Raw genomic sequence first — 20,829 nt, forward strand, 5'->3', positions numbered from 1 at the left:
CTCATGACCGTGGGGCCACACGACTCTGGCCTTGCGCGCGGCGAAGCCTTGCGCGGCGAACCACAACACCTGTCACGGAGAACCTTTGCATGAGAGATAAAATGAAGATGCTCAGCGCCCTGTGCGCTGGTCTGGCGAGCGCCCTCGCGGCCTCGTGCGGCGCCGATCCCGGCGGCGCGGGCGACGACGGCGACGAGAGCGTGGCGCGCGCCGCGCAGGAACTATCGACCGAAGGACAGGTGTGCACCACCGTCCAGCGCGGCGCCGGACCAGCGGGCGTGGCCGACGTCGTGCTCTGGCAGAACGCGCCGACGTGGAACGACGGCGCGAACGTGGCGCTCAGCTCGGGGACGAGCGCGAGCGGCGGGATCCGGCGCAGCTTGCTCCGGTTCGACCTCTCCGGCCTCCCATCGAACGCCGAGGTCGTGTCGGCGAACCTGTCGCTCTCGCAGATCTACAAGGCGGACACCAGCACGGTCCGCGTCCACCGCGTCACGAGCGCCTGGGCGGAGTTCACCGCGACCTGGGGGAGCTTCGGAGAGTCCTTCGATCCAGCGATCGTCGCGTCGTTCACCGGCGGCGGCGCGGCCGGCGTCCGCTCCTCCGACCTCACCGCGCTCGCGCGCGCGTGGGTGAGCGGCGAGGCCGAGAACCACGGCGTCCTCATCGAGGAAGATCCGGTCGTGAGGAGCGAGTTCAAGAGCAGCGAGCGGCCGGAGATCGCGAGCCGGCCGAAGCTCGACGTCTGCTACGTCACGTGCGACGACGGGATCCAGAACGGCAGCGAGAACGGCGTCGATTGCGGGGGCCCGTGCGCGCCCTGCGGCGGCGCGTCGTTCGAGGGGCCGCCGGGCGGGAGCCCCGTCGACCTCGAGGGGACCGGCGCGACCTATGGCTGGTCGGTCGGCGATCTCGACGAGCTGCCGGAGGCCATCGCGGCGCAGGGCACGAACGAGCCGTGCACGACCGGCGAGGACTGCCAGTTCGACCAGCACTGCGACAACCCCGCGCAGGGCGCGTGCGCCCACGCTCCCTGCGCGACGGGCACCCCGCTGCTGTCGACGTGCAGCGGTTGCGTCACGAAGGTCTGCGACGCTCGGCCGAGCTGCTGCACCGAGACGACCGTACCGGGCGACTGCGCGCACGACGCCTGCGTGGCGGCTCCCGGCCCGGCGACCAACATGAACACGACCTGCGGCGACGCGTGCATCGCGACCATCTGCGCGAACCATCCGCGCTGCTGCGATATCACGTGCAGCACGACGGCGCAGTGCACTGCGATGATCGGCGCGGGCAGCACTTGCGTCTTCCCCGGCCGGTGCACGGCGCCCGGCGGTGTGTGTCCCGCCGGGACGGTGCTTTCAGGCGGCAGGTGCGTCGGGACCTGGAACGCGACCTGCGCGGGTTATGTCGCCACGGAGTGCGCCCCCAAGACATGCGCCGCGGCCTCCCCCGTCTGGGACGCGACGTGCGCGGCCCTCACCGAGCAGCTGTGCGGCACCACCTGCGAGACCGATCCGGGCTGCGCGCACGACAAGTGTTACACGGGCGAGCGGCTGAACGCGGGCTGCGACTCGTGCGTGGCGGACATCTGCGCGGTGTCGCCGAGCTGCTGCGCGCCGGGCGGTGCGTGGACACAGAGCTGCGTCGACCTCGTGGAGAGCGTCTGCGGCGAGACCTGCCCGGAGCAGGGCAGCTGCAATGCCTACCTGCCGGGCGAGACGAACCCCGAATGCTCTCTCCCGGACCTCACGATCGGCGTTCCTTGCGGCGGGACGATCCCCGTCTGCAACCGCGGCACCACGCAGGCGCCCGCGGGCATCGCCATCCACCGCTATGCTGCTGGCGCGGGCCAGCTCCCCTCCTCCGCCCCGAGCCGGATCCTCGACGCCTGCAGCCCGACCGGCGGCACCCTCGCCTGCACGACGGCGGAGCCGATCGAGCCGGGCGAGTGCATCAGCGTGGCGGGCTGCACCGGCGTCACCGACGGCATGGAGCTCATCGTGAATCCGCCGGGCGCGGGGCAAGTCGCCGAGTGCCAGTGCGGCAACAACGGGAGCGTCTATCAATCGGGCGAGTGCGGGTCGCCCGCCTGCGCCGCCACGGCCAGCGCCACGCAGTCGAGGCCGGTCACCCTGTTCGTGGCGCTCGATCGGTCCACCTCGATGCGGCAGACGGTGTCGGGGGTGGACGTGAGCGCGGATCGATGGATTCCGGCCACGAACGCGCTCAAGTCCTTCTTCCAGGATCCAGCGTCGGCGGGGCTCGGCGTCGCGTTCCGGTTCTGGCCGCACGACAACCCTGGCCCTTGCAACGACAACCCTTCCTGTCCGCCTGCCGGCGGCGGCGGCTGCGCGCTGCCGCTCGTCCCGTTCAACGGCGCCGCGGCCGACAGGTTGACCGAGGAGTCTGCGGCGATGGGGGACCAGCAAGAGATCAAGCTCATGCAGGCCTTCATCCACTTTCCGACGCCCAACGGCGAAACGCCGATGTACCCGGCGCTGGACGGCGCCACGACCTGGGCGAACAACTACAAGGACGCCCATCCCGAGGAGGAGGTCGCCGTCGTGTTCATCACCGACGGCGTCCCGTCGAGCTGCAACACCATCCCCAACGCCATCGGGAACCTGGCGCGAAACGCCTTCGTGAACCACGGCGTTCGCGTGCACGCGTTGGGCTTCGGCAACTCGAACGCGGAGATCATCAACCTCATCGCCGCTCAAGGCGGAGGGCAGGCGCACAACCTCAGCGCCGGCTCGACGCTGCAAGGTAACCTCCTCAATGCGCTGGTCTCGATCCGCGGAGAGGCGCTGCCCTGCGACGTCGCCGTCCCCCTCGCGGGCGTCTCCGATCCCGCGTCGGTGTCCGTCGTCTACGAGAACGCCGCCGGCGTGGAGACGACGCTCACGCCCCGGGCCGGTATCGGCAGCTGCGGCGCGGGGGGCTGGTACTTCGATTCCGGGAACACGAACGTGAAGCTCTGCCCGGAGACCTGCTCCGCCCTCCGCGAGAACCCCGGGAGCAAGGTCCAGGCGACCGTGCCGTGCGCTGACGAGGCCCTCTCGCCCATCACCACGAGCTGGGTGCGCTACGACGGCGTCTGCCCGCCGGGGACCAAGGCCCGGTGGGAATACCTCACGTACAGCACGACCACGCCGGGCGACTCGAGCGTCGAGTTCTTCGTGCGATCGGCCGACGACACCGCCGATCTCGGCGCAGCGGCCGTGACGCTCGCCGCGACCGCCCACGCGACGCCGGCCGATACCCAGGTGTGCGACGACACCTCGACGCCGCCGTGCGCCGTCGATCTCGGCGCGCTGCCGGGAGCGCAAGCGGATTACCTCGAGCTCCAGGTGACGCTGAATCCGACGAGTGACGGCGCGGGCGGAGTCCAGGTGCAGGACTGGGAGATCGGGTATTCGTGTCCTGACGTGGAATGAGCCTGGACACGTTCGCGATCCCTCCGGTGTCGGCTCACCTCTTCCCGCCCCCACGCTGAGGCGCCGCCGCGCGGCGCGCCCCGTAGACCGCTCGTAGATCCTTCGCGATCTCCCGGAGGCGCGCCCGCAGCGCCGCCGGCTCGAGCACCTCGACGCCCCTGCCCAGCCCGACGATCTGCGAGATCGCGATCGACTCCCGCTCGAAGTCGACCGTCACGACGCTCGTCCCCTCGCGCCCGCACGTTCCCCGCCCCCACCGCTCGTGCTCGCCGCCGGGCCGGACCCGCCGGAGCGCCTCTTCCCCCTCCCCGGTCACGCGCAACGTCACCACGTAGCTCGCCCTCTGCTCCGCGAACCGCCGGCTCAAGGCCTTCCAGCACGCCGCCAGGTCGAACCCCTCAGGCCGCGCGAACGCCGCGTCGAGGAGCCGCGCCCCCGCCACCCGCGCTCCCCGGAAGATGCTCGGCCCCCGCTCCGTCCCGGCGACGAGATACCAGCGGTCGGCCTTGATCACGAGCCCATACGGCTCCACCACCCGCTCGCTCGCCTCCCCGTCGAAGTCCCGGTACGCGAGCCACACCTTGCGATCCTGCCAGACCCCCTCCCGCAGGACGGCGAGGTGCGGCACCACCTCCCTGCCCTGGAACCACCCCGACGCGTCCACGTGGAGCCGCTGCCGCGCGTGCTCGGCCAGCGACCGGTGCACGGCCGGCAGCGCCGCCGAGAGCTTGATCAGCCCGCTCTCCAGCGCCGCCGAGAGCCCGATGTCGGCCAGCGCCCCGGGCGCGGCGACCGCCGCGAGCGCCTGCACCTCGGGCTGCGTCAGCCCGGTCAGGCTCGTCTGCCACCCCTCCGCCAGCGAGATCCCGCCGCTCGGGCCGCGCTGCGCATAGACGGGCACGCCCGCCGACGACAGCGCGTCGAGGTCCCGGTAGATCGTCCGCGCCGAGACCTCCAGGCGGCGCGCCAGGTCCTCGGCCGTCAGCTGCCGGCTCTTCGCCCGCTGCAAGAGCAACATCAAGCTGAGCAGCCGATCCGCGCGCATGACCGTCCGTGGCTCCCGACCCCGAAATGACCTGCCCGCAAGGCTACGCGCAATTCATGACAGGAGACGTCAGGAATTGTCCCGTAGCGTCGCAGGACGACCGGGGCAGGCCGGAATGCAAGGGCGCGCGCATCGCAGGAGCCCGCGCGCCCGCCGAGCCGCCGGTCCCCAAGGAGGAGACACCCTATGAGACCGCTCGAAGGACAGGTCGCCCTCGTCGCCGGAGCCACGCGCGGCGCGGGGCGCGCCATCGCATGCTCGCTCGGCGAGGCCGGCGCCACGGTCTATTGCACAGGACGCAGCGTCCGCGGCCGGCCCGCCACGGGCCAGCGCCCCGAGACCATCGAGGAGACAGCCGAGCTCGTGGGCGCGGCGGGAGGGCGCGGCCTCGCCGCGCAGGTCGACCACACCGTCGAGGAGCAGGTCGAGGCGCTCTGCGCCCGGATCCGGCAGGAGCAAGGGCGGCTCGACGTCCTGGTCAACGACGTGTGGGGCGGCGATGAGCTCACCGAGTTCGGCCAGCCGTTCTGGAAGCTCTCCCTGCCCAGCGGGAAGGTCCTGCTCGAGCGGGCCGTCACCTCGCACATCATCACGAGCCGCCACGCGGTGCCGCTCATGCTCGAGCGCGATCGCGGCCTCATCGTCGAGATCACCGACGGCGACCACTTCGGCTACCGCGGCAACCTCTTCTACGACCTGGCGAAGATGTCGGTCATCCGCCTGGCCTTCGCCATGGCCTGGGAGCTGCGCCGCCACCCCGCCATGACGGCGCTCGCGGTGACGCCCGGCTTCCTGCGCTCGGAGGCCATGCTCGACCACTTCGGCGTCACGGAGGCGAACTGGCGAGACGCCGCCGAGAAGGACCCGCACTTCATCGAATCGGAGACCCCGTTCTACGTGGGCCGCGCCGTCGCGGCGCTCGCCGCCGATCCGCGCGTCGCGGCGAAGTCCGGCCGCGTGTTCAGCTCGTGGGATCTCGCGAGGGAGTACGGGTTCGCCGACGCCGACGGCCGGAGGCCCCACTGGGGCGAGTACTTCGAGCGGCACCTCGGCCGGTACAACAGGGCCGGCGAGGCGGCCTATGCGAGCTGGTTCAACGGCCCGATGGAGCTCGCGTGCCCCGACTGGCCCAAGGAGTGACCGGGGCGGCGGCCGCAGGGGCGGCGCGGCCGCCTCAGTGGGCGTAGGGCTCGCCGCGAAGCAGCGTCATCGCGCGGTAGAGCTGCTCGATCAGCACGAGCCGCGCGAGGCGGTGCGGGAACGTCAGCGGCGACAGGCTCCACCGGTCGTCCGCCGCGGCGGACACGTCCGGCGGCAGCCCGTCCGCGCCCCCGATCAGGAACGCGACCACGCCCTTGCCGCGAGAGCCCCAGCGCTCGACGCCGGCCGCGAACGCCTCGCTGCCGAGCGCCTTGCCGCCCACCTCCATGGCGATGACGTTCGCCCCCGCCGACGCGCGCGCAAGGAGCGGCCCGACCTTCGCCGGCGGGCCGTCCTGGATCTCGATCTCGTCGCACGCCACATAGCGGCGGATGCGGCCGAGGTACTCGTCCATCGCCGCGCGCAGCGGCTTGTCCTTCACGCGCCCGACGGCGGCGACGACGAGTCGCACGGCGCGCTCAGCTCGGATCGAACCGCGGGGCGGGCTGCGCCCCCGGCGGCAGGCTCTCCTCCGGGACCGGGACGCGCCCCGCGTCGATCCAGAGCCCCTCGATGTCGTAGAGGCGGCGCGTCTCCTCCTGGAACACGTGCACCACCACGTCGCCGAAATCGATGAGCACCCAGGTCGCCGCGGCGAGGCCCTCCATCGAGAGCGGCGCGAGCTTCTGCTTGCGCACCGCCTCCTCCAGCCCCGTCGCGATCGCGTGGACGTGCCTGTCGGAGCGGCCGGTCATGATCACGAGGTAGTCCGCGTAGTCGACGCGCCCCACGACCTCGAGGATCTCGACGCCGATCGCCTTCTTGTCGAGCCCCGCCGCGGCCAGCGTCAGCGCGAGCTCGCGCGCGGGGGCCGAAGGCTCGGGGACGGGCGGCGGCGTGCTCCGGCGCGAGCCGGCGCGCTTCGGGCCGGCGAGCGGCGACTTGGCGCGCGCGGGCGACCGCCCCGCGAGCGGCAGCGCCGCCTTCGCGCCGCCCTCGCCGCCGCCACGCGCGGCCCGCGGGGCCGGCGCGTCGCCGTCGTCGCGCGACGGACGCCGCGCCCTCGAGGCCGGCCGATCCGCCGGGATCGGCCGCGCCGCGCGCTCCAGCGGCTCCGCCTCGCCGCCCGCGCGGCGCGCGCGGACCACCTTCTTCGCGCCGGGCTCGCCGACGCCCGCGTGGGAGGCGCGGATCCGGGGCGACGCCGGCCGCTTCGGCTTCGCCGCGGACGACGCTCGACCGGCCGCGCCCGCCTTGGCCGTGGTCGCCTTCTTCCGCGCCGGCGCGCGCGGCTCCGCGCCCTCGCTCGCCGAAGGCCCCGACTTCGCCCGCGGCTTCCTGCTCCCCTCGCCTGCGTCCTTCTTGCTCGCCAACGTTCTCTCGCTTTCTTGCGCCCGGTCGATGACCGGCGCCACTCGTCTCGCCCGCGTCAGCGGGTCTGGCCCTCGCCGTACGCGATCCACTTGAGCGTCGTCAGGCTCGCGAGCCCCATCGGGCCGTAGGCGTGGAGCTTCGTCGTGGAGATGCCGATCTCCGCGCCGAGGCCGAGCTCGCCGCCGTCGTTGAACCGGGACGACGCGTTCACGAGCACGCAGCTCGCGTCGACCTCGCGCAGGAACCGCTGCGCGTGATCGTAGCGGGGCGTGCAGATCACCTCGGTGTGCATCGAGCCGTAGCGGCCGATGTGCTCGATCGCCTCGTCGAGCGACCGCACGACCCGGACCGCGAGGACGGGCGCGAGGAACTCCCGCCCGTAGTCGTCCTCCGCGGCCTTGCGCGCCGACGGCACGAGCGCGCAGGTGGCGGCGTCGCCGCGCAGCTCGAGCCCGCGCTCCGAGAGCGCGGCCACGCGCCCGAGCAGCGGCGCCGCGACGCTCTCGTGGACGAGCAGGCACTCCAGCGCGTTGCAGACGCCGGGGCGCTGGAGCTTGCCGTTCTCGACGAGGCGGCAGGCCATCTCGACGTCACAGCCGGCGTCGGCGTAGAGGTGGTTCACGCCCTTGTAGTGCTGGATCACGGGGACGCGCGCGTTCTCCGCGACGAACCGGATGAGCCCCTCGCCGCCGCGCGGGATGGCCAGATCGATCATGCCGGTCAGCCCGAGCAGGACCCGCGTGGCCTCGCGGTCGAGCGAGGGGACCCTCTGCACGGCGTCGGCCGGCAGCCCGACCGAGCGCAGCGCGTCCGAGATCAGCTCGCCGAGGGCCGCGTTCGAGCGCGCCGCCTCCTTGCCGCCGCGGAGGATCGCGGCGTTGCCGCTCTTCAGACAGAGCACGGCGGCGTCGACCGTCACGTTGGGGCGCGACTCGTAGATCATCGCGATCACGCCGAGCGGGACGCGCACCTGCCCGACGAGGAGCCCGTTCGGCCGCCGCTCCATCCCGACGACTTGCCCGACCGGATCGCTGGCGGCGGCGACCTCGAGCACCGCGCCGGCGATCGCCGCGAGCCGCGCCTCGTCGAGCACGAGCCGGTCGACGAGCGCCTCGGAGACGCCGGCGGCGCGCGCCGCGGCCACGTCCTCGGCGTTCGCGGCCAGCACCGGGGAGCGCTTGCCCTCGCCGGCCTCGGCGCGCAGCCGCTCGGCGATGGCGCGCAGCGCGCGGTCCTTCTGGGCCCTGTCCAGCGGGGCGAGGGCGCGGGCAGCCGTCCGGGCGCGCTGGCAGAGCGCGCGAAGCGTGCCCTCTAGATCGATGTTGCTCTGTTCCACAGCGGGAACCTAGCTCGCCTCCCTGCGCGGGCCAACCGTTCTCCTGCGCGTCCATGCTAGCGTACCCGCCGTGTCCGGCGATCTCCGAAGCTCGAGCCAGGCGTCGTTCGCACCCCGCTCCCGAGACGCCCGCCGCGCCCGCACAGGGAGCGCCGCTGCCCGCCCGCGGCGCGGCGCGGCGCTCCTCGCGGGGGCGTTCCTCGCCGTGATCGCGCCGGCGTGCAGGGGCTCGGACGCAGGCGCGGACGCGCCCGCCACGGCGAGCACCGGCATCCCGCTCGCGGCGCCGGGCGCGCTGGGGGCGCCGCTCGACGCGCCGCCGGCGGCCCCCTCCGTCCCCTCCTTGCCGTTCGCCGATCCGGAGGGGCTCCAGGTCCCGCCCGATCCGGCCAGCCCTCCCGAAATACCGCCGTATCGTGCTCCTCCCGGGAACACCGGGGGGAGCGGAGTGGAGCTATGACACGCGCCCGCCACGCCTCGCCGATCGCCGCGCTCGCCGCGATCCTCGCCGCGCACCTCGCCGCGGCGTGCTCCTCCGCCGCGCCGAAGCCGCTCCCGCCCGGTCCGCCGCCCGAGTACGAGCGCCCGCGCGAGTACGACGGAGGCGTCGGCGACGCGCCCGCCGCGCCGCCGGACGAGCCGGATGCGACCGACGCGACGCCGGGCGCGCCGCTGCTCGCCCCGTCGCCGGGCGCGCCGCCCGCGTCCACGCAGCCGCCGCCCACCACGCCGCCGCCGCCGCCCACGCAGCCGTAGCGCAGGGCGCCGCGAGCGGGCGTGCGGCGAGCGCCTGGGCCGCGCGACTCTGGCGGATCCAGCCCCGCCATGCTAGCGGCAGCCATGCTCTCACCCCGGCGGGACTTCGTCGTCATCCTCGATTTCGGCTCTCAGTACACGCAGCTCATCGCCCGGCGCGTGCGCGAGTCTGGCGTCTACTGCGAGATCCACCGCTTCGACGTGCCCGTCGCCGAGCTGCGCCGGCTCGCCCCGCGGGCGCTCATCCTCTCGGGCGGCCCCGCCAGCGTGTACGGAGACAACGCTCCCCGCTGTTCCCGGGAGGTGCTGGAGCTCGGCGTCCCGACGCTGGGCATCTGCTACGGGCTCCAGCTCATGGCGTATCACCTCGGCGGCAAGGTCGAGCGCGCGCACACCGGGGGCGAGTACGGCCCCGCGGCGGTGCGCGTCGAGCGCCCGACGGGCATCTTCTCGCGCTTCGCCGAGGGCGACTCCATCGACGTCTGGATGAGCCACGGCGATCGGCTCACCGCGATGCCGGAGGGGTTCGTGTCGCTCGGCACCACGACCGGCAGCCCGCTCTGCGCCGTCGCCCGCGAGCGCGACAAGCTCTACGGCCTCCAGTTCCACCCCGAGGTCGTCCACACGCCGCGCGGCAAGGAGATCCTCCAGTCCTTCCTGTTCGACGTCGCCGGCCTGTCGCCGACCTGGACGCCCGCGTCGTTCGTGGAGGAGGCGATCGCCGCGGTCCGCGAGAAGGCCGGGCCGAGCGACCGCGTCATCCTGGGCCTCTCGGGCGGGGTCGACTCCTCGGTCGCCGCCGTGCTCTGCCAGCGCGCCCTCGGCGACCGGCTGACGTGCATCTTCGTCGACAACGGCCTGCTGCGCGAGGGCGAGGCGGAGAGCGTCGAGCGGACCTTCCGCGGCCACTTCCACATGAACCTCGACGCCGTCGACGCGTCGGCGCGGTTCCTCGAGGGGCTGCGCGGCGTCGTGGATCCCGAGCAGAAGCGCAAGGTGATCGGCCGCCTCTTCATCGAGGTGTTCGAGGAGGAGGCGAAGCGGGTCCAGGGCGCGAAGTGGCTCGTCCAGGGCACGCTCTACCCCGACGTGATCGAGAGCGTCTCGTTCAAGGGGCCGAGCGCGGTCATCAAGAGCCACCACAACGTCGGCGGCCTGCCCGAGCGGATGAACCTCGGCCTGATCGAGCCCCTGCGGGAGCTGTTCAAGGACGAGGTGCGGGCCGCCGGCGAGGCGATGGGCATGCCGCGGGACATCCTGTACCGCCAGCCGTTCCCCGGCCCGGGGCTCGCGGTGCGCTGCCTCGGCGAGGTGACGCCGGAGAAGCTCCGCGTGCTCAGGGCGGCCGACGCCATCTTCGACCAGGAGATCCGCGCCGCCGGGCTCTACGAGTCGCTCTGGCAGAGCTTCTGCGTGCTCCTCCCGGTGCGCTCCGTGGGCGTGATGGGCGACGAGCGCACCTACGACGAGGCGATCGCGCTCCGCGCGGTGCACTCGACCGACGGGATGACGGCCGACTGGGCGCGGCTGCCCTACGACCTCATCGCCCGGGCCAGCTCGCGCATCATCAACGAGGTGCGCGGCGTGAACCGCGTGGTGCTCGACGTGTCCTCGAAGCCGCCCTCGACGATCGAGTGGGAGTGACGATGGCCAGCGCGAGCGCGAAGCGGACGCGCGCCACGGCGGCGCTCCTGATGCTCGGGCTGTCGGCGTGCGTCGCGCGGGCTCCGGCGACGGTCTCGCTGCGGGTGAAGGGGAACGTGCCCGACGCGTCGGTCACCATCGACGACCAGTACATCGGCGCGCTCGCTTACGTCGCCGCCCACGGCGTCGCGCTGCCGCCCGGCGCGCACCGGATCACCGTGGAGAAGGCCGGCTACTTCGCCTGGGACCGCCTTGTCGAGGCCAGGAGCGGCGCCCCGCCGATCCACCTCCAGGTGCAGCTCACGCCCGTGCCGGATTGACGATCTCGCGGGGCTGGCGCCGGCTGGGCCTGGCGCAGCCGCCCCCTCACCGGGGCGCACGCGCGAGAGCACAGGACGAAATCATCTCCACGCGGTCTCCGTAATCCATGGGGTGGATGCACGCGGCATCCATCCCGATCTCCACTTTACGGGGGACCGCATCATGCCGAATCGGAGCAGTCCGAAGGCGCGCGTGACGAAGACGCGCGCGCCTTCGATGAACAAATCAGCTCGGCGCGCCCGCCGGTGCGCCACCCTCGAGGTGTGCGGCCCCGAGAGCTGTCGTCCGGGAGGCCGCCTGTTTCACGCCCTGTGCGATCTCGCCGATCGCTTCCTGCAACGCCGGGGAGATCCGCGGGCGATGCAGCTGGGCACCGTGCTGTTTTATGTCGCGTTCCACAGCGCTCGAGCCGCCGAGGACGACGACTTCCGCCTCTCCCTCCGGACCTCTCTGGACATGCTCGTGGAGCTCGAGCCGGTCGAGCGCTGGCTCCGGCCGACGCCGGCGTTCGATGTGCCATCCGGACGGCCTGCGCCGCGCCCCTACCCCACCTGCGCCGGCGCGGAGATCCCGGCGCCACGAGGCTCCGGATGACGCCGCCGCGTTCCTCGCCGTCCGCGCCGGCGCGCCCGTCGTTCGAGACGGTCTACGCCGTGGGCTTGCCGTTCCTTCATCACGCGCTCCGCTGGCTGGGTGTCTCGGTGAACGATCTGGACGACATGCTCCAGGAGGTCTTCCTCGCGGCCTATCGTGGCCTGGCCAGCTACGAGCCATGGCGCTTCCACGCGGCCCCTGCGGGCGGGCTCGCCGCGGAAGGACCGCCACCCCTTCGCATCACGCCCGAGGCGGCGCTGCATCGATGGCTGTTCGGCATCGCATGGAGAAAGACGAGCCACTACCACGCGCGCGCTCACCGGCGTCGCGAGATCCCCTCCGGGGCCGGCGTGTCCTGGCCGTTCGACGGGCGCGCCCCGGCGCCGACGCCCGAGCAGTCGCTCGCGGGCGCGGACCGCGCCGAGATCGTGACGGCGCTGCTGCTGAAGATCGCGCCCGAGCGGCGCGTGATCCTCGTCATGTACGATCTCCTCGGCGTCGCGGTGGCCGACATCGCCGGCGAGCTCTCGCTCAACGAGAACACGGTCCGCTCCCGCCTGCGCCTCGCCCGCGAGGACTTCCGCGCCGCCGTCGCGCGTCAGTCGGCCGAGCGCCGCAGCGCCCTGTGCGCCCTCACCGCGTCGGAGCGCCCCCTCCACACGAGCGCCGCAACCATGCTCCACACCGTGCGCGCGTTCCCTCCCGTCCCCGCGCCCGCTGCACGCGCGCTCTGGCGCCACCTCCAGCAGCGGATCGACGAGCGCGCTGCCATTGCCAGGACCGCCCCGCCGGCGCCGTGGTAAGGAGCTGCGGGCCAGCGCCACCAACGCACAGACGATAGGGACAGAACGCAACACACACGGCGCCGCACACACCCACGCGACCACGCGACCACGCGACGGCGGACGGCACACACGGTAAACGGCAAGACAAGAGCGAAAAATACGAAGCGGGCGACCCCACTGACAGCTTGACGCCCCCGCACGTTTGTGTAGTCTCCGCCGCCCTCGCAGAGAAAGTCCTACGATCATGGCCAATACTCCGAAGTGGAATGTCCGTCTGCGTCACGAATGGCTCGCCACCCCGCTCAAGAAGAAGCGCCTGAAGCGCTGCCAGAAGGCGCGGATCGGCCTGCTCGATGCGGAGCAGCGCAAGGCTGCCAAGCAGAAGCCCGTCCAGGTCGAGCAGCCCGCGAGCTGACCGGCTGACCACCGTTACGCACCGCGCGACACTTGCCAGCCCGGCCGCGCGAACACCTCGACATCACGTGCCGATCGCGGTTCCGCAGGTCGGCGCCCTCGCGCGGCGCGATCCGTGGTAGCGTCGCCTCGCGGTGTTCGCCCGCGCGTTGGCGACGACTCGTCGATCCTCGCCTCTGGTGAGGTTCGACCCGGATCCATGGGAGCGAGGCCCTGAGCGTGTCGGATTCGAGCTTTTCGCCCGGTCGCTCGGGCACTCCTGCCGTGCCTTCGTCTCGCTCTGCAGGGGGCGAGGAGGGCGACGGACCCACCCGCGTCATGAGCGACACGGAGCGGCAGGCCGCGCTTGCCGCCGTGCGCGGAGCGCAGGCCGCGGCCGCCGCCGCTGCGGTCACCTCCACGACCGCGGAGACGGTTCGCCCTCCGCCGCCCCCTCCTCCCGCGGGGGCTCCCCCTCCCTCCGCGTCGGGCGCGGCGGCGTACGAGCTGGCCGCCGAGACGGTCCGCCCCGCTGCGCTCCCCAAGGGGCTCGCAGCGGCGGCTGCGCACGACGCGACCGCCGACACGGTCCGTCCACCCGCTCCTCCCACGGCGAGCGCGGCGAGCCCTGCGGACAGCGCGGCGGACGGGCAGCCGGCGGAGGCAGACCCGCTCGTCGGCACCACGGTGGCGGGCGCGTACCACGTCATCCGCCTGCTCGGCGAAGGCGGCATGGGCCGCGTCTACGAGACGCACCACACCCGCATCCCGGGCAAGCGGTTCGCGCTGAAGACGCTCCACCCCGAGCTCGCCCAGCAGCCCACCGTCCTCGCGCGGTTCCAGCGCGAGGCAGAAGCCGCAGCGTCGATCCGGAGCCCGCACGTCGTCGAGATCTTCGACGTGAACCGGCTGAGCGACGGCCGGCCGTGCATCATCGCCGAGTACCTGGATGGCAAGGGCCTCGACGAGCTCCTCGCGGGGTCGGGAGGGCGGCTGCCGGCCGGCGCCGCGGTGCGGATCGCGCGCGAGGTGTGCGACGGCATCGCGGCCGCGCACGCAGCGGGCATCGTTCACCGGGACATCAAGCCGGAGAACATCTTCCTCACGGGCGACCCTGCGTGTCCGACCGTGAAGGTCCTCGATTTCGGCATCTCGAAGACCTCCGCGCCGTCCACGCTCACGAGGACGGGCATGGTGCTCGGAACGCCGGCGTACATGGCCCCGGAGCAGGCGAAGGGGGACGAGATCGACCCTCGAGCCGACATCTACGCCGTGGGCGCGGTCCTCTACCACGCGCTCACCGGGCAGCGCCCCTTCGAGCGCAGCGACCCGACGGCAGTGCTCCTCGCGGTCATGACGGAGGAGCCCCCGCCGCCGCGATCGCTGAACCCGGACATCCCGCCGGGCCTGGAGGCCGTCGTCCAGCGCGCCATGGCGAAGGAGAGAGAGGGCCGCCACGCCTCGATGGGCGAGCTCGCCAGCGAGCTCGCGCCCTACGAGGAAGCGGCCGCGCCCGGGCCGCCCAGCGCTCGCGCGTCGCTCGCCCGCGCGTCGGTCGTGCTCGGGCGGCCTTACGCGCTCTCGCACGCCTTCGGCCTTCCCGGCTCGGCGTCGTCGGAGGCGTACCTGACGCGGCAGATGGTCTTCCTCGCGGTGAGCCTCGGCCTCGGGTGGCTCGGCGCGGGCCTCGTCAGCTGCCTCGCCGGCTTCGCGCGCGCGGCGCGCGGCGATGCCGCCGCGCTGTCGGGCCAGGGCGCCACCCTGCTCACGCTCGGGATCCTGTGCGCCCTGTTCGGCGTCGGGTTGCTCGGCGGCTTCTATGTCTTCCGGCGTGTCTGGCGGGACGACGCCCGGATGAGCGCGCTCGCGCCGCGGCTCACGACGCCCGTCGTGATCGCCCTCGTGGCCTACGGGTCGGCGTCGCTGCTCGTGCGGCTCGTCGAGGCCGTGCTCCTGCAGCGCGCCATCGGCATCGCATGGCCCATCTGGGACGCGTTGCTCTTCCTCATCAGCGTGCTCGCCGCGGGCGCTGCCGCCCTGTTCCAGTGGCGAGGACAGCGGCGATGAGCCCGCGGCTGGGCCGCCGGACGTGGGCCATGGGCCGCTGTCCGGGCGTGTGTTAGGGGGAGCAGGCCATGCCAGCGCAGGCACCTGGGACGAGCGCCCGCCAGGCCAGCAGCCCCGACAGGGCGGGCACACAGGCGGGAACAACCACCGTGCTCGGCGCAGGCGGCAACGCCTCGGGCTCGCGCGCCTCCCTGCTGGCGCGGACGCCGCCCGCGGCGCTCTGGCTGGTCACGGGGGCGGCTGCGCTCGTCGCCGTCGTGTTCGCCGCGGCGCTGCTGCGCGACGGCGTCTCGCTCTCCCGGCTCGAGGCGGCCTCGCTCGCAGAGCGCGCGCCGCCGTCGAGCTCCGGCCTCCGGCGTCCGGTCGCGCCGCGACCCTCCGATGCTGTCCCCGCCGACGAGCTCGCCACAGCGACCGCGGGCGGCGTGCTCGCGCTGGAGGCGCTCGCCTCGCGCTACCCGAAGGATCCGGTGATCTTCCGCGCGCTGATGCTGCGCCACGCGCTCCCGCCGCCTTACCACGCCGCCGCGCTCGCCGCGGCGAAGCGGCTGCTGGAGCTCGATCCGGGGGCGGCGGCCGACGACGACGTGAAGCGCATCGTCTCGAGCGCCGCCGGCGGACCGCCCGAGGCGGCCTCGGCCGCGCTCGACCTGATGGCGAGCGGCATGGGGAGCCACGGGGCGGATCTGCTCTACGAGCTCGCGGTGGGCAGCTCCGCGCTGAAGGAGCGCGCCGCGAAGCGGCTCGCGGAGGCCGCGGTCCTGGGGCGGGCGACGCCCGCGCTGCGCATCGCGCACGAGCTCCGGATCGCGCCCTCCTGCAAGGCGAGGCAGGCCTTGCTGGCGCGCGCGACGACCGATGGCGATCGGCGCGCCGTCGATGTCCTCGCGCCCCTCGTCACCAGCAAGGGCAAGGGCTGCGGCTTTCTGGGCATGAGCCGGTGCGCGGCGGCGTGCGCCTCGATCGCGGGAGAGATCAAGGCGGCGATCCAGGCGATCGAGGCGCGCACCGGGCCATCGCCCCGGGCGGCCGACGCGCCTGCGAGCCGATGACCGCGCCTGCGAGCCGATGACCGCGCCTGCGAGCCGATGACCGCGCCTGCGAGCCGATGACCGCGCCTGCGAGCCCATCGCCTCACGCTCGAATCGATGACGTTGACCGAGGGTTGCGCAGGTGGGAGCCTTGCCATAATAGGGCTCAACTCATGTACGTTCCTGCTCAACCCTGGTCTCCAGATTCATGGCGTGAACGGTTCAACGCTGCGCCGCTCCCCTATGACGATCCCGACGCCGTCCAGGTGGCCGTCGAGAAGCTCCGGGCGCTGCCGCCGCTCGTGACCTCGTGGGAGGTCGAGCGACTCAAAGGCTATCTGGCCGAAGCGCAGCTCGGCCGCCGGTTCGTGCTCCAGGGGGGAGACTGCGCGGAGACGCTCGACGACTGCCGCCCGAACATCGTCACGAACAAGCTCAAGATCCTGCTCCAGATGTCGCTCGTGCTGGTGCACGGCGCCCGCCGGCCGGTGGTGCGCCTCGGGCGCTTTGCCGGGCAGTACGCCAAGCCGCGCTCCAGCCCCGTCGAGACGCGCAATGACGTGAGCTTGCCCAGCTATTTCGGGGATCTCATCAATCGCGCTCCCTTCGACGCCTCCGCCCGGCGCCCCGATCCAAACCTGATGATCGCGGGATACCAGCACGCGGCGATCACCCTGAATTTCATCCGTTCCCTGTCGGAGGGCGGCTTCGCCGATCTGCACCACCCCGAGTACTGGGACCTGAGCTTCCTCGAGCGGGCGGATCTGCCCGGGGAGCTGCGCGAACGATACCAGCGGATGACGGAGCAGGTCGGGGAGGCCCTTCGGTTCATGGAGGCGCTCGCGGAGGTGCCGGTCGGGGAGCTCTCTCGGGTCGAGTTCTTCACGAGCCATGAAGGGCTCAACCTGCACTACGAGTCCGCGCAGACGCGGAAGGTCGCGCGCCGGCCTGGCTTCTACGACCTGACGACCCACCTGCCCTGGATCGGCGAGCGCACACGGCAGCCGGACGGCGCGCACGTCGAGTTCTTCAGCGGCGTGGAGAACCCGCTGGGCATCAAGCTCGGCCCGAAGACGCTCCGCGATGACGTCATCCGCCTCCTCGATCGGCTCAACCCGGCGGACGAGCAGGGCAAGATCGTGCTCATCGTGCGCATGGGCGCGGGCCGCGTGCGCGACGGGCTCCCGCCGCTCATCGAGGCGGTCCGGTCCGCGGGGCGCAAGGTGCTCTGGATGTCCGACCCGATGCACGGCAATACCCAGACGACGTCCAGCGGGATCAAGACACGGAATTTCGAGGATATCCTCACCGAGATCGAGGCGAGCTTCGAGGTGCACGAATCCATGGGATCCCACCTCGGCGGCGTCCACTTCGAGCTCACGGGCGACGATGTCACCGAGTGCGTCGGGGCGGGGCTCACGGAGTCCGATCTCGACCAGCGCTACGCCAGCCTGTGCGATCCGAGGCTGAACTACCGCCAGTCGCTCGAGATGGCGTTCCGCATCGCCCACCGCATGGCGGAGGCCTCCCGGCGCGCGAAGGGCTGAGTCGAAGGCAGGAGTCCCCTGCTGGCGTTCCGTCGAGACTGCCCAATGAACACCCGCAGGGGGTAGTTCGCCATGCAGACCATCTCGACGGAACAGGGTGAGAGCCGACAGGGCGGAGAGCAAGCCGCGACGGATGCCTCGCACGAGTGCCCGCAGCGCTCCGGCGCCAGCCCCACGCTGCTCGAACATTTCCTGCCTGAGGCCGATATCGTCATGAACCACGCGATCGTGGTGATGGCGCCACCGGAGGTGACGTACGCCACGCTGAAGAGGGTGGATTTCGCGAGGAGCCGCTCTCTCCTGCTGCGCGCGGTCTTCGCGCTCCGCCTGGCCGCCGTGCGGCGCGCCCGGCGCAGACTCCGCCTCGCGCCGCTCCCGGCGCGCGCGCGGATGTCGCTCCAGAACATCGAGGATTACGGCCAGTCCAAGCTTGCCGAGAAGGAGGGCTCCGAGATCGTCATCGGCTCGATCGCGCGCCTGTTCAACGTGCAGAGCCTGTTCACGAGGCGGACCGCCGCCGAGTTCAAGTCGTTCGACTGCCCGGGTCACTTCAAGGCGGCGGCGAGCTTCGTCGTGATGCCCTACGGACAGCGCCGGACGCTGCTCGCGTACGAGACGCGCATCCGCGCGACCGACACGCGGACGAGGCGGCGGCTGTTCCTCCTGGACGCGCTGACGGCGCCGCTCGGGAGGCTCGTCATGCGCCGGATGCTCCGCGTCGTCGCCAGGGTCGCCAACTACCAGTGCGCGGCGCCGGCGCATCATCATCGCCAGCAGGCCACGTAGCGCGATCACTGGCGATCCGTCGAGACTACCCCAATGAATCACCGCAGGGGGTAGTTCGCCATGCAAAGCATATCGAGAGAACAGGGTGAGCTCCGGCAGGGAGCGGGTCAGTCCATGACGGGCGCCTCGTCCCAGGGCCAGCAGCGCTCCGGGGCGTGCCCCACGCTGCTCGAGTACTTCCTGCCGGAGGCCGATATCGTCGCGAACCACGAGATCGTGGTGATGGCGACGCCGGAGGTGACGTACGCCGCGCTGAAGCGGCTGGATCTGGCGAGGAGCCGCTCTTTCCTGCTGCGCGCGGCCCTCGCGCTCCGCGTGGCCGAGATCCGGCGCGCCCGGCGCCGGCTCCGCCTCACGCCGCTGCCCGCGCGCGCGCGGATGACGCTCCTGAACGTCGAGGACTACGGCGAGATCAAGCTGGCAGAGAAGGAGGGCTCCGAGATCGCCATCGGCTCGATCGGGCGTCTGAAGAACGCAGAGAGCCTGTTCACGAGGCGGACGCCCGCCGAGTTCAAGGCGTTCGATTGCCCCGGGCACATCAAGATGGTGGGGGGCTACATCGTGACGCCCTACGGCCAGCGTCGGACGATGCTCTCGTACGAGCTGCGTATCCGCGCGACCGACACGCGGACGCGGCGGGGGCTGTTCTTCTGGGACGCCCTCATGAGGCCCCTCAACAGGTTCCTCATCCCCCAGATGCTCCGCGACGTCGCGAGGGCCGCCGAGCGCCAGTGCGCCGAGCCGACGTACCGCCAGGCCACGTAATCCCCTCGGTGTGCCGGGCGCGGGCCGCAGGCCGCGCGCCGGCCACGAGCGGGCGCCCGGGCAGCGCCCCCGCCGGGAGCGCTGCCCGGGCGCGCCTTGCACCGCGGCCCTCGCTCGTGCACCCTACGCGGCGAAGGAGGCCCGCCATGCACCCCATTGCATCGACGAGCCTCGGCCTGACGCGCCGCTGAGCGCGCCGGCGAGGCTCACATCCCCGAGTTCATCTCGCGTGTCGCTGGAACTGCGCGGCCGACGCGTAGGTGCGTCGCTGCGCTCTCGGGAGCATGGCATGGGCAAAGATCGATCGCGGAGCCGCGAACGCGCGCGCTCCGTCGTGGATGCAGGTTCGTTGTTCGGTGGGACGGCGGCGCGGAGCGCGCAGCGCAAGGAGCGCCAGCTCTGCCGTCAGGTGCAGGAGGCGGTGAGCGACGCGCTCGCCGCGCTGCGCGACGACGTCCTCCAGGACGTCTGGGTGATGGGTGTGGAGCCGGCGCCCGACGCCAGCCGGCTCGCGGTGGTCGTGCAGGTCAGGCCTGGCACGCCGCCGGAGGTGGCGGCGGCGCGGCTGGAGAAGGTGACGGGCTACGTGCGCGCGGAGGTCGCCGGGGCGATCACCCGCAAGCGCGCGCCGACGCTCGCGTTTCAGGTGCTGCCGCCGGAGGGAGAGCCGTGAGCGCGCGCATCTCCGCGTGGCTCCCGGACGGCGCGAGCGCGGCGCTCAGCGCGTCGCTCTCGCGGCTCGCGCGCACCGACGACGTCGCGCACATCGCGGTCATGCCCGACGCGCACGTGGCCGACGAGGTGTGCGTCGGCACGGTGACCGCCACGACCCGTCGCCTCTTGCCGGCGGCGGTCGGCGGCGACATCGGCTGCGGCATGGTCGCGCTGCGGCTCCGCGCGGACGCCGATCTGCTCGCGGATCGCGATCGCGCGGCGCAGCTCCTCTCCGCGCTGCGGGGCCGCGTCCCGCACCTGCTGCGCCCGGCCGCCGGCGCCCCGCCGCTGCCCGGCGATCTCGCCGAGGCGCGGCTCGGCGCGCCTCGCCTCGAGGCGATGAAGCACCGCGAGGGCCGGATGGAGCTGGGTACGCTCGGCCGGGGCAACCATTTCCTGGAGGTGCAGCGCGACGAGGAGGGCGCGCTGTGGCTGCTCCTCCACAGCGGCTCGCGCGCCATGGGCCCGGCGATCCGGCAGCACCACGAGGCGCTCGCGGCGCGGGATCCGTCGGGCGTCCGCTTCCTCGACGCCGACAGCGAGGCCGGGCGCGCGTACCTCGATGATGCAGCCTGGGCAGCGAGGTACGCGCGGGCGAGCCGCGCGCGGATGGTCACCGAGGCCCTCTCGCTCTTCGCCGAGCTGTTCGGCGTCGACGCCGACGCGTCGTCGCGCATCGAGATCGATCACAACCACGTCCGGCGCGAGGAGCACGGCGGACGCGCGCTGTGGGTGCACCGCAAGGGCGCCATGGGGCTCCGCGAGGGGGAGCCCGGCGTCGTGCCCGGGTCGATGGGGAGCCCGAGCTTCCACGTCGAGGGGCGCGGCCACCCCGAGGCGCTCGGCTCGTCAGCGCACGGCGCCGGGCGCGCGCTGCCGCGGGGCGAGGCGCGCCGCCGCATCGGCGCGCGGCAGCTGCTGCGCGAGGCCGAGGGCGTGTGGTTCGATCACCGCCTCGCGGACCGGCTGCGCGAGGAGGCGCCCTCGGCCTACAAGGACATCGGCGCGGTCATGCGGGCGCAACGCGACCTCGTGCGCGTCGTCCGCCGGCTCTGGCCGGTGCTCGTCTACAAGGCGCCATGAGCGGACCC

At 72.8% G+C, this 20,829-nt stretch carries 20 protein-coding genes; 16 read left to right on the top strand and 4 right to left on the bottom strand.

Going from position 1 to position 20,829, the window contains the following annotated elements:
• Positions 1-101 precede the first annotated feature (101 nt).
• Positions 102-3,440, top strand: coding sequence for a DNRLRE domain-containing protein (locus WME95_RS20765; RefSeq protein WP_437910140.1), 3,339 nt, complete (start codon positions 102-104; stop codon positions 3,438-3,440).
• A gap of 34 nt (positions 3,441-3,474) precedes the next feature.
• Here WME95_RS20765 and WME95_RS20770 read toward each other — a convergent pair whose 3' ends face one another.
• Positions 3,475-4,485 (bottom strand): helix-turn-helix transcriptional regulator, encoded by a 1,011-nt coding sequence (locus WME95_RS20770; protein WP_437910142.1) that lies wholly within the window; start codon positions 4,483-4,485, stop codon positions 3,475-3,477.
• A 186-nt stretch (positions 4,486-4,671) separates the two neighbouring features.
• On the opposite strand from WME95_RS20770, the gene WME95_RS20775 reads away from it, so the two are divergent.
• On the top strand, positions 4,672-5,625 hold the full coding sequence (locus WME95_RS20775; protein ID WP_437910144.1) for an SDR family oxidoreductase: 954 nt from the start codon (positions 4,672-4,674) through the stop codon (positions 5,623-5,625).
• Positions 5,626-5,659: 34 nt separating this feature from the next.
• Here WME95_RS20775 and WME95_RS20780 read toward each other — a convergent pair whose 3' ends face one another.
• The 3 genes from WME95_RS20780 to WME95_RS20790 are packed head-to-tail and all read right to left on the bottom strand — an operon-like array spanning position 5,660 to position 8,335.
• Positions 5,660-6,097: a 23S rRNA (pseudouridine(1915)-N(3))-methyltransferase RlmH gene (locus WME95_RS20780; RefSeq protein WP_437718623.1), complete on the bottom strand. Its 438-nt coding sequence runs from the start codon at positions 6,095-6,097 to the stop codon at positions 5,660-5,662.
• Positions 6,098-6,104: 7 nt separating this feature from the next.
• Entirely contained in the window at positions 6,105-6,998 is an 894-nt protein-coding gene (gene rsfS / locus WME95_RS20785) for a ribosome silencing factor (RefSeq protein WP_437554034.1), read from the bottom strand.
• Between the two features lie 56 nt (positions 6,999-7,054).
• Complete coding sequence (locus WME95_RS20790) at positions 7,055-8,335, bottom strand: glutamate-5-semialdehyde dehydrogenase (protein ID WP_437910147.1); 1,281 nt, start codon at positions 8,333-8,335, stop codon at positions 7,055-7,057.
• A 70-nt stretch (positions 8,336-8,405) separates the two neighbouring features.
• On the opposite strand from WME95_RS20790, the gene WME95_RS20795 reads away from it, so the two are divergent.
• The 14 genes from WME95_RS20795 to WME95_RS20860 all read left to right on the top strand — a co-directional run bounded on the left by WME95_RS20795 (position 8,406) and on the right by WME95_RS20860 (position 20,821).
• Positions 8,406-8,795: a hypothetical protein gene (locus tag WME95_RS20795; RefSeq protein WP_437910149.1), complete on the top strand. Its 390-nt coding sequence runs from the start codon at positions 8,406-8,408 to the stop codon at positions 8,793-8,795.
• Entirely contained in the window at positions 8,792-9,091 is a 300-nt protein-coding gene (locus WME95_RS20800; protein WP_437910151.1) for a hypothetical protein, read from the top strand. The genes WME95_RS20795 and WME95_RS20800 overlap by 4 nt, the downstream gene beginning before the upstream one ends.
• 69 nt (positions 9,092-9,160) lie before the next feature.
• The gene (guaA, locus tag WME95_RS20805; RefSeq protein WP_437554042.1) at positions 9,161-10,735 is read left to right on the top strand and encodes a glutamine-hydrolyzing GMP synthase; all 1,575 of its coding nucleotides are present in this window, start codon (positions 9,161-9,163) and stop codon (positions 10,733-10,735) included.
• A 2-nt stretch (positions 10,736-10,737) separates the two neighbouring features.
• Positions 10,738-11,055, top strand: a complete 318-nt coding sequence (locus tag WME95_RS20810) for a PEGA domain-containing protein (RefSeq protein WP_437300722.1) — start codon at positions 10,738-10,740, stop codon at positions 11,053-11,055.
• Positions 11,056-11,272: 217 nt separating this feature from the next.
• Positions 11,273-11,650 carry a hypothetical protein gene (locus WME95_RS20815; protein ID WP_437910153.1) on the top strand — a complete coding sequence of 126 codons (378 nt, stop codon included), beginning with the start codon at positions 11,273-11,275 and terminating at the stop codon, positions 11,648-11,650.
• Entirely contained in the window at positions 11,647-12,453 is an 807-nt protein-coding gene (locus WME95_RS20820; protein WP_437910155.1) for an RNA polymerase sigma factor, read from the top strand. Before WME95_RS20815 ends, WME95_RS20820 begins: the two co-directional genes overlap by 4 nt.
• A gap of 226 nt (positions 12,454-12,679) precedes the next feature.
• On the top strand, positions 12,680-12,850 hold the full coding sequence (locus tag WME95_RS20825) for a hypothetical protein (protein WP_012236312.1): 171 nt from the start codon (positions 12,680-12,682) through the stop codon (positions 12,848-12,850).
• 317 nt (positions 12,851-13,167) lie between these two features.
• Complete coding sequence (locus WME95_RS20830; protein ID WP_437910157.1) at positions 13,168-14,895, top strand: serine/threonine-protein kinase; 1,728 nt, start codon at positions 13,168-13,170, stop codon at positions 14,893-14,895.
• Between the two features lie 68 nt (positions 14,896-14,963).
• Positions 14,964-15,947 (top strand): hypothetical protein, encoded by a 984-nt coding sequence (locus tag WME95_RS20835; protein ID WP_437910159.1) that lies wholly within the window; start codon positions 14,964-14,966, stop codon positions 15,945-15,947.
• Positions 15,948-16,099: 152 nt separating this feature from the next.
• Positions 16,100-17,473, top strand: a complete 1,374-nt coding sequence (locus tag WME95_RS20840; protein WP_437910161.1) for a 3-deoxy-7-phosphoheptulonate synthase class II — start codon at positions 16,100-16,102, stop codon at positions 17,471-17,473.
• A 72-nt stretch (positions 17,474-17,545) separates the two neighbouring features.
• Complete coding sequence (locus WME95_RS20845; protein WP_437910163.1) at positions 17,546-18,259, top strand: hypothetical protein; 714 nt, start codon at positions 17,546-17,548, stop codon at positions 18,257-18,259.
• A 114-nt stretch (positions 18,260-18,373) separates the two neighbouring features.
• Positions 18,374-19,024 (top strand): hypothetical protein, encoded by a 651-nt coding sequence (locus WME95_RS20850; RefSeq protein ID WP_437910165.1) that lies wholly within the window; start codon positions 18,374-18,376, stop codon positions 19,022-19,024.
• Positions 19,025-19,313: 289 nt separating this feature from the next.
• Complete coding sequence (locus WME95_RS20855) at positions 19,314-19,697, top strand: ribosome-binding factor A (protein WP_437910167.1); 384 nt, start codon at positions 19,314-19,316, stop codon at positions 19,695-19,697.
• The gene (locus WME95_RS20860) at positions 19,694-20,821 is read left to right on the top strand and encodes an RtcB family protein (protein WP_437910169.1); all 1,128 of its coding nucleotides are present in this window, start codon (positions 19,694-19,696) and stop codon (positions 20,819-20,821) included. Before WME95_RS20855 ends, WME95_RS20860 begins: the two co-directional genes overlap by 4 nt.
• The last annotated feature ends 8 nt before the right edge of the window (positions 20,822-20,829 follow it).

It is taken from the genome of Sorangium sp. So ce327, assembly GCF_051530205.1.
Taxonomy (GTDB): Bacteria; Myxococcota_A; Polyangia; order Polyangiales; family Polyangiaceae; genus Sorangium; species Sorangium cellulosum_B.

What these genes read in the sequence shown, in the direction of transcription:
- WME95_RS20830 (WP_437910157.1), top strand. Translation starts at nt 13,168, where the DNA reads ATGAGCGACACGGAGCGGCAGGCCGCGCTTGCCGCCGTGCGCGGAGCG.
- WME95_RS20820 (WP_437910155.1), top strand. Translation starts at nt 11,647, where the DNA reads ATGACGCCGCCGCGTTCCTCGCCGTCCGCGCCGGCGCGCCCGTCGTTC.
- WME95_RS20800 (WP_437910151.1), top strand. Translation starts at nt 8,792, where the DNA reads ATGACACGCGCCCGCCACGCCTCGCCGATCGCCGCGCTCGCCGCGATC.
- WME95_RS20770 (WP_437910142.1), bottom strand. Translation starts at nt 4,485, where the DNA reads ATGCGCGCGGATCGGCTGCTCAGCTTGATGTTGCTCTTGCAGCGGGCG.
- WME95_RS20775 (WP_437910144.1), top strand. Translation starts at nt 4,672, where the DNA reads ATGAGACCGCTCGAAGGACAGGTCGCCCTCGTCGCCGGAGCCACGCGC.
- WME95_RS20765 (WP_437910140.1), top strand. Translation starts at nt 102, where the DNA reads ATGAAGATGCTCAGCGCCCTGTGCGCTGGTCTGGCGAGCGCCCTCGCG.
- WME95_RS20810 (WP_437300722.1), top strand. Translation starts at nt 10,738, where the DNA reads ATGGCCAGCGCGAGCGCGAAGCGGACGCGCGCCACGGCGGCGCTCCTG.
- WME95_RS20835 (WP_437910159.1), top strand. Translation starts at nt 14,964, where the DNA reads ATGCCAGCGCAGGCACCTGGGACGAGCGCCCGCCAGGCCAGCAGCCCC.
- WME95_RS20855 (WP_437910167.1), top strand. Translation starts at nt 19,314, where the DNA reads ATGGGCAAAGATCGATCGCGGAGCCGCGAACGCGCGCGCTCCGTCGTG.
- WME95_RS20815 (WP_437910153.1), top strand. Translation starts at nt 11,273, where the DNA reads ATGAACAAATCAGCTCGGCGCGCCCGCCGGTGCGCCACCCTCGAGGTG.
- guaA (WP_437554042.1), top strand. Translation starts at nt 9,161, where the DNA reads ATGCTAGCGGCAGCCATGCTCTCACCCCGGCGGGACTTCGTCGTCATC.
- WME95_RS20825 (WP_012236312.1), top strand. Translation starts at nt 12,680, where the DNA reads ATGGCCAATACTCCGAAGTGGAATGTCCGTCTGCGTCACGAATGGCTC.
- WME95_RS20845 (WP_437910163.1), top strand. Translation starts at nt 17,546, where the DNA reads ATGCAGACCATCTCGACGGAACAGGGTGAGAGCCGACAGGGCGGAGAG.
- WME95_RS20840 (WP_437910161.1), top strand. Translation starts at nt 16,100, where the DNA reads ATGTACGTTCCTGCTCAACCCTGGTCTCCAGATTCATGGCGTGAACGG.
- WME95_RS20850 (WP_437910165.1), top strand. Translation starts at nt 18,374, where the DNA reads ATGACGGGCGCCTCGTCCCAGGGCCAGCAGCGCTCCGGGGCGTGCCCC.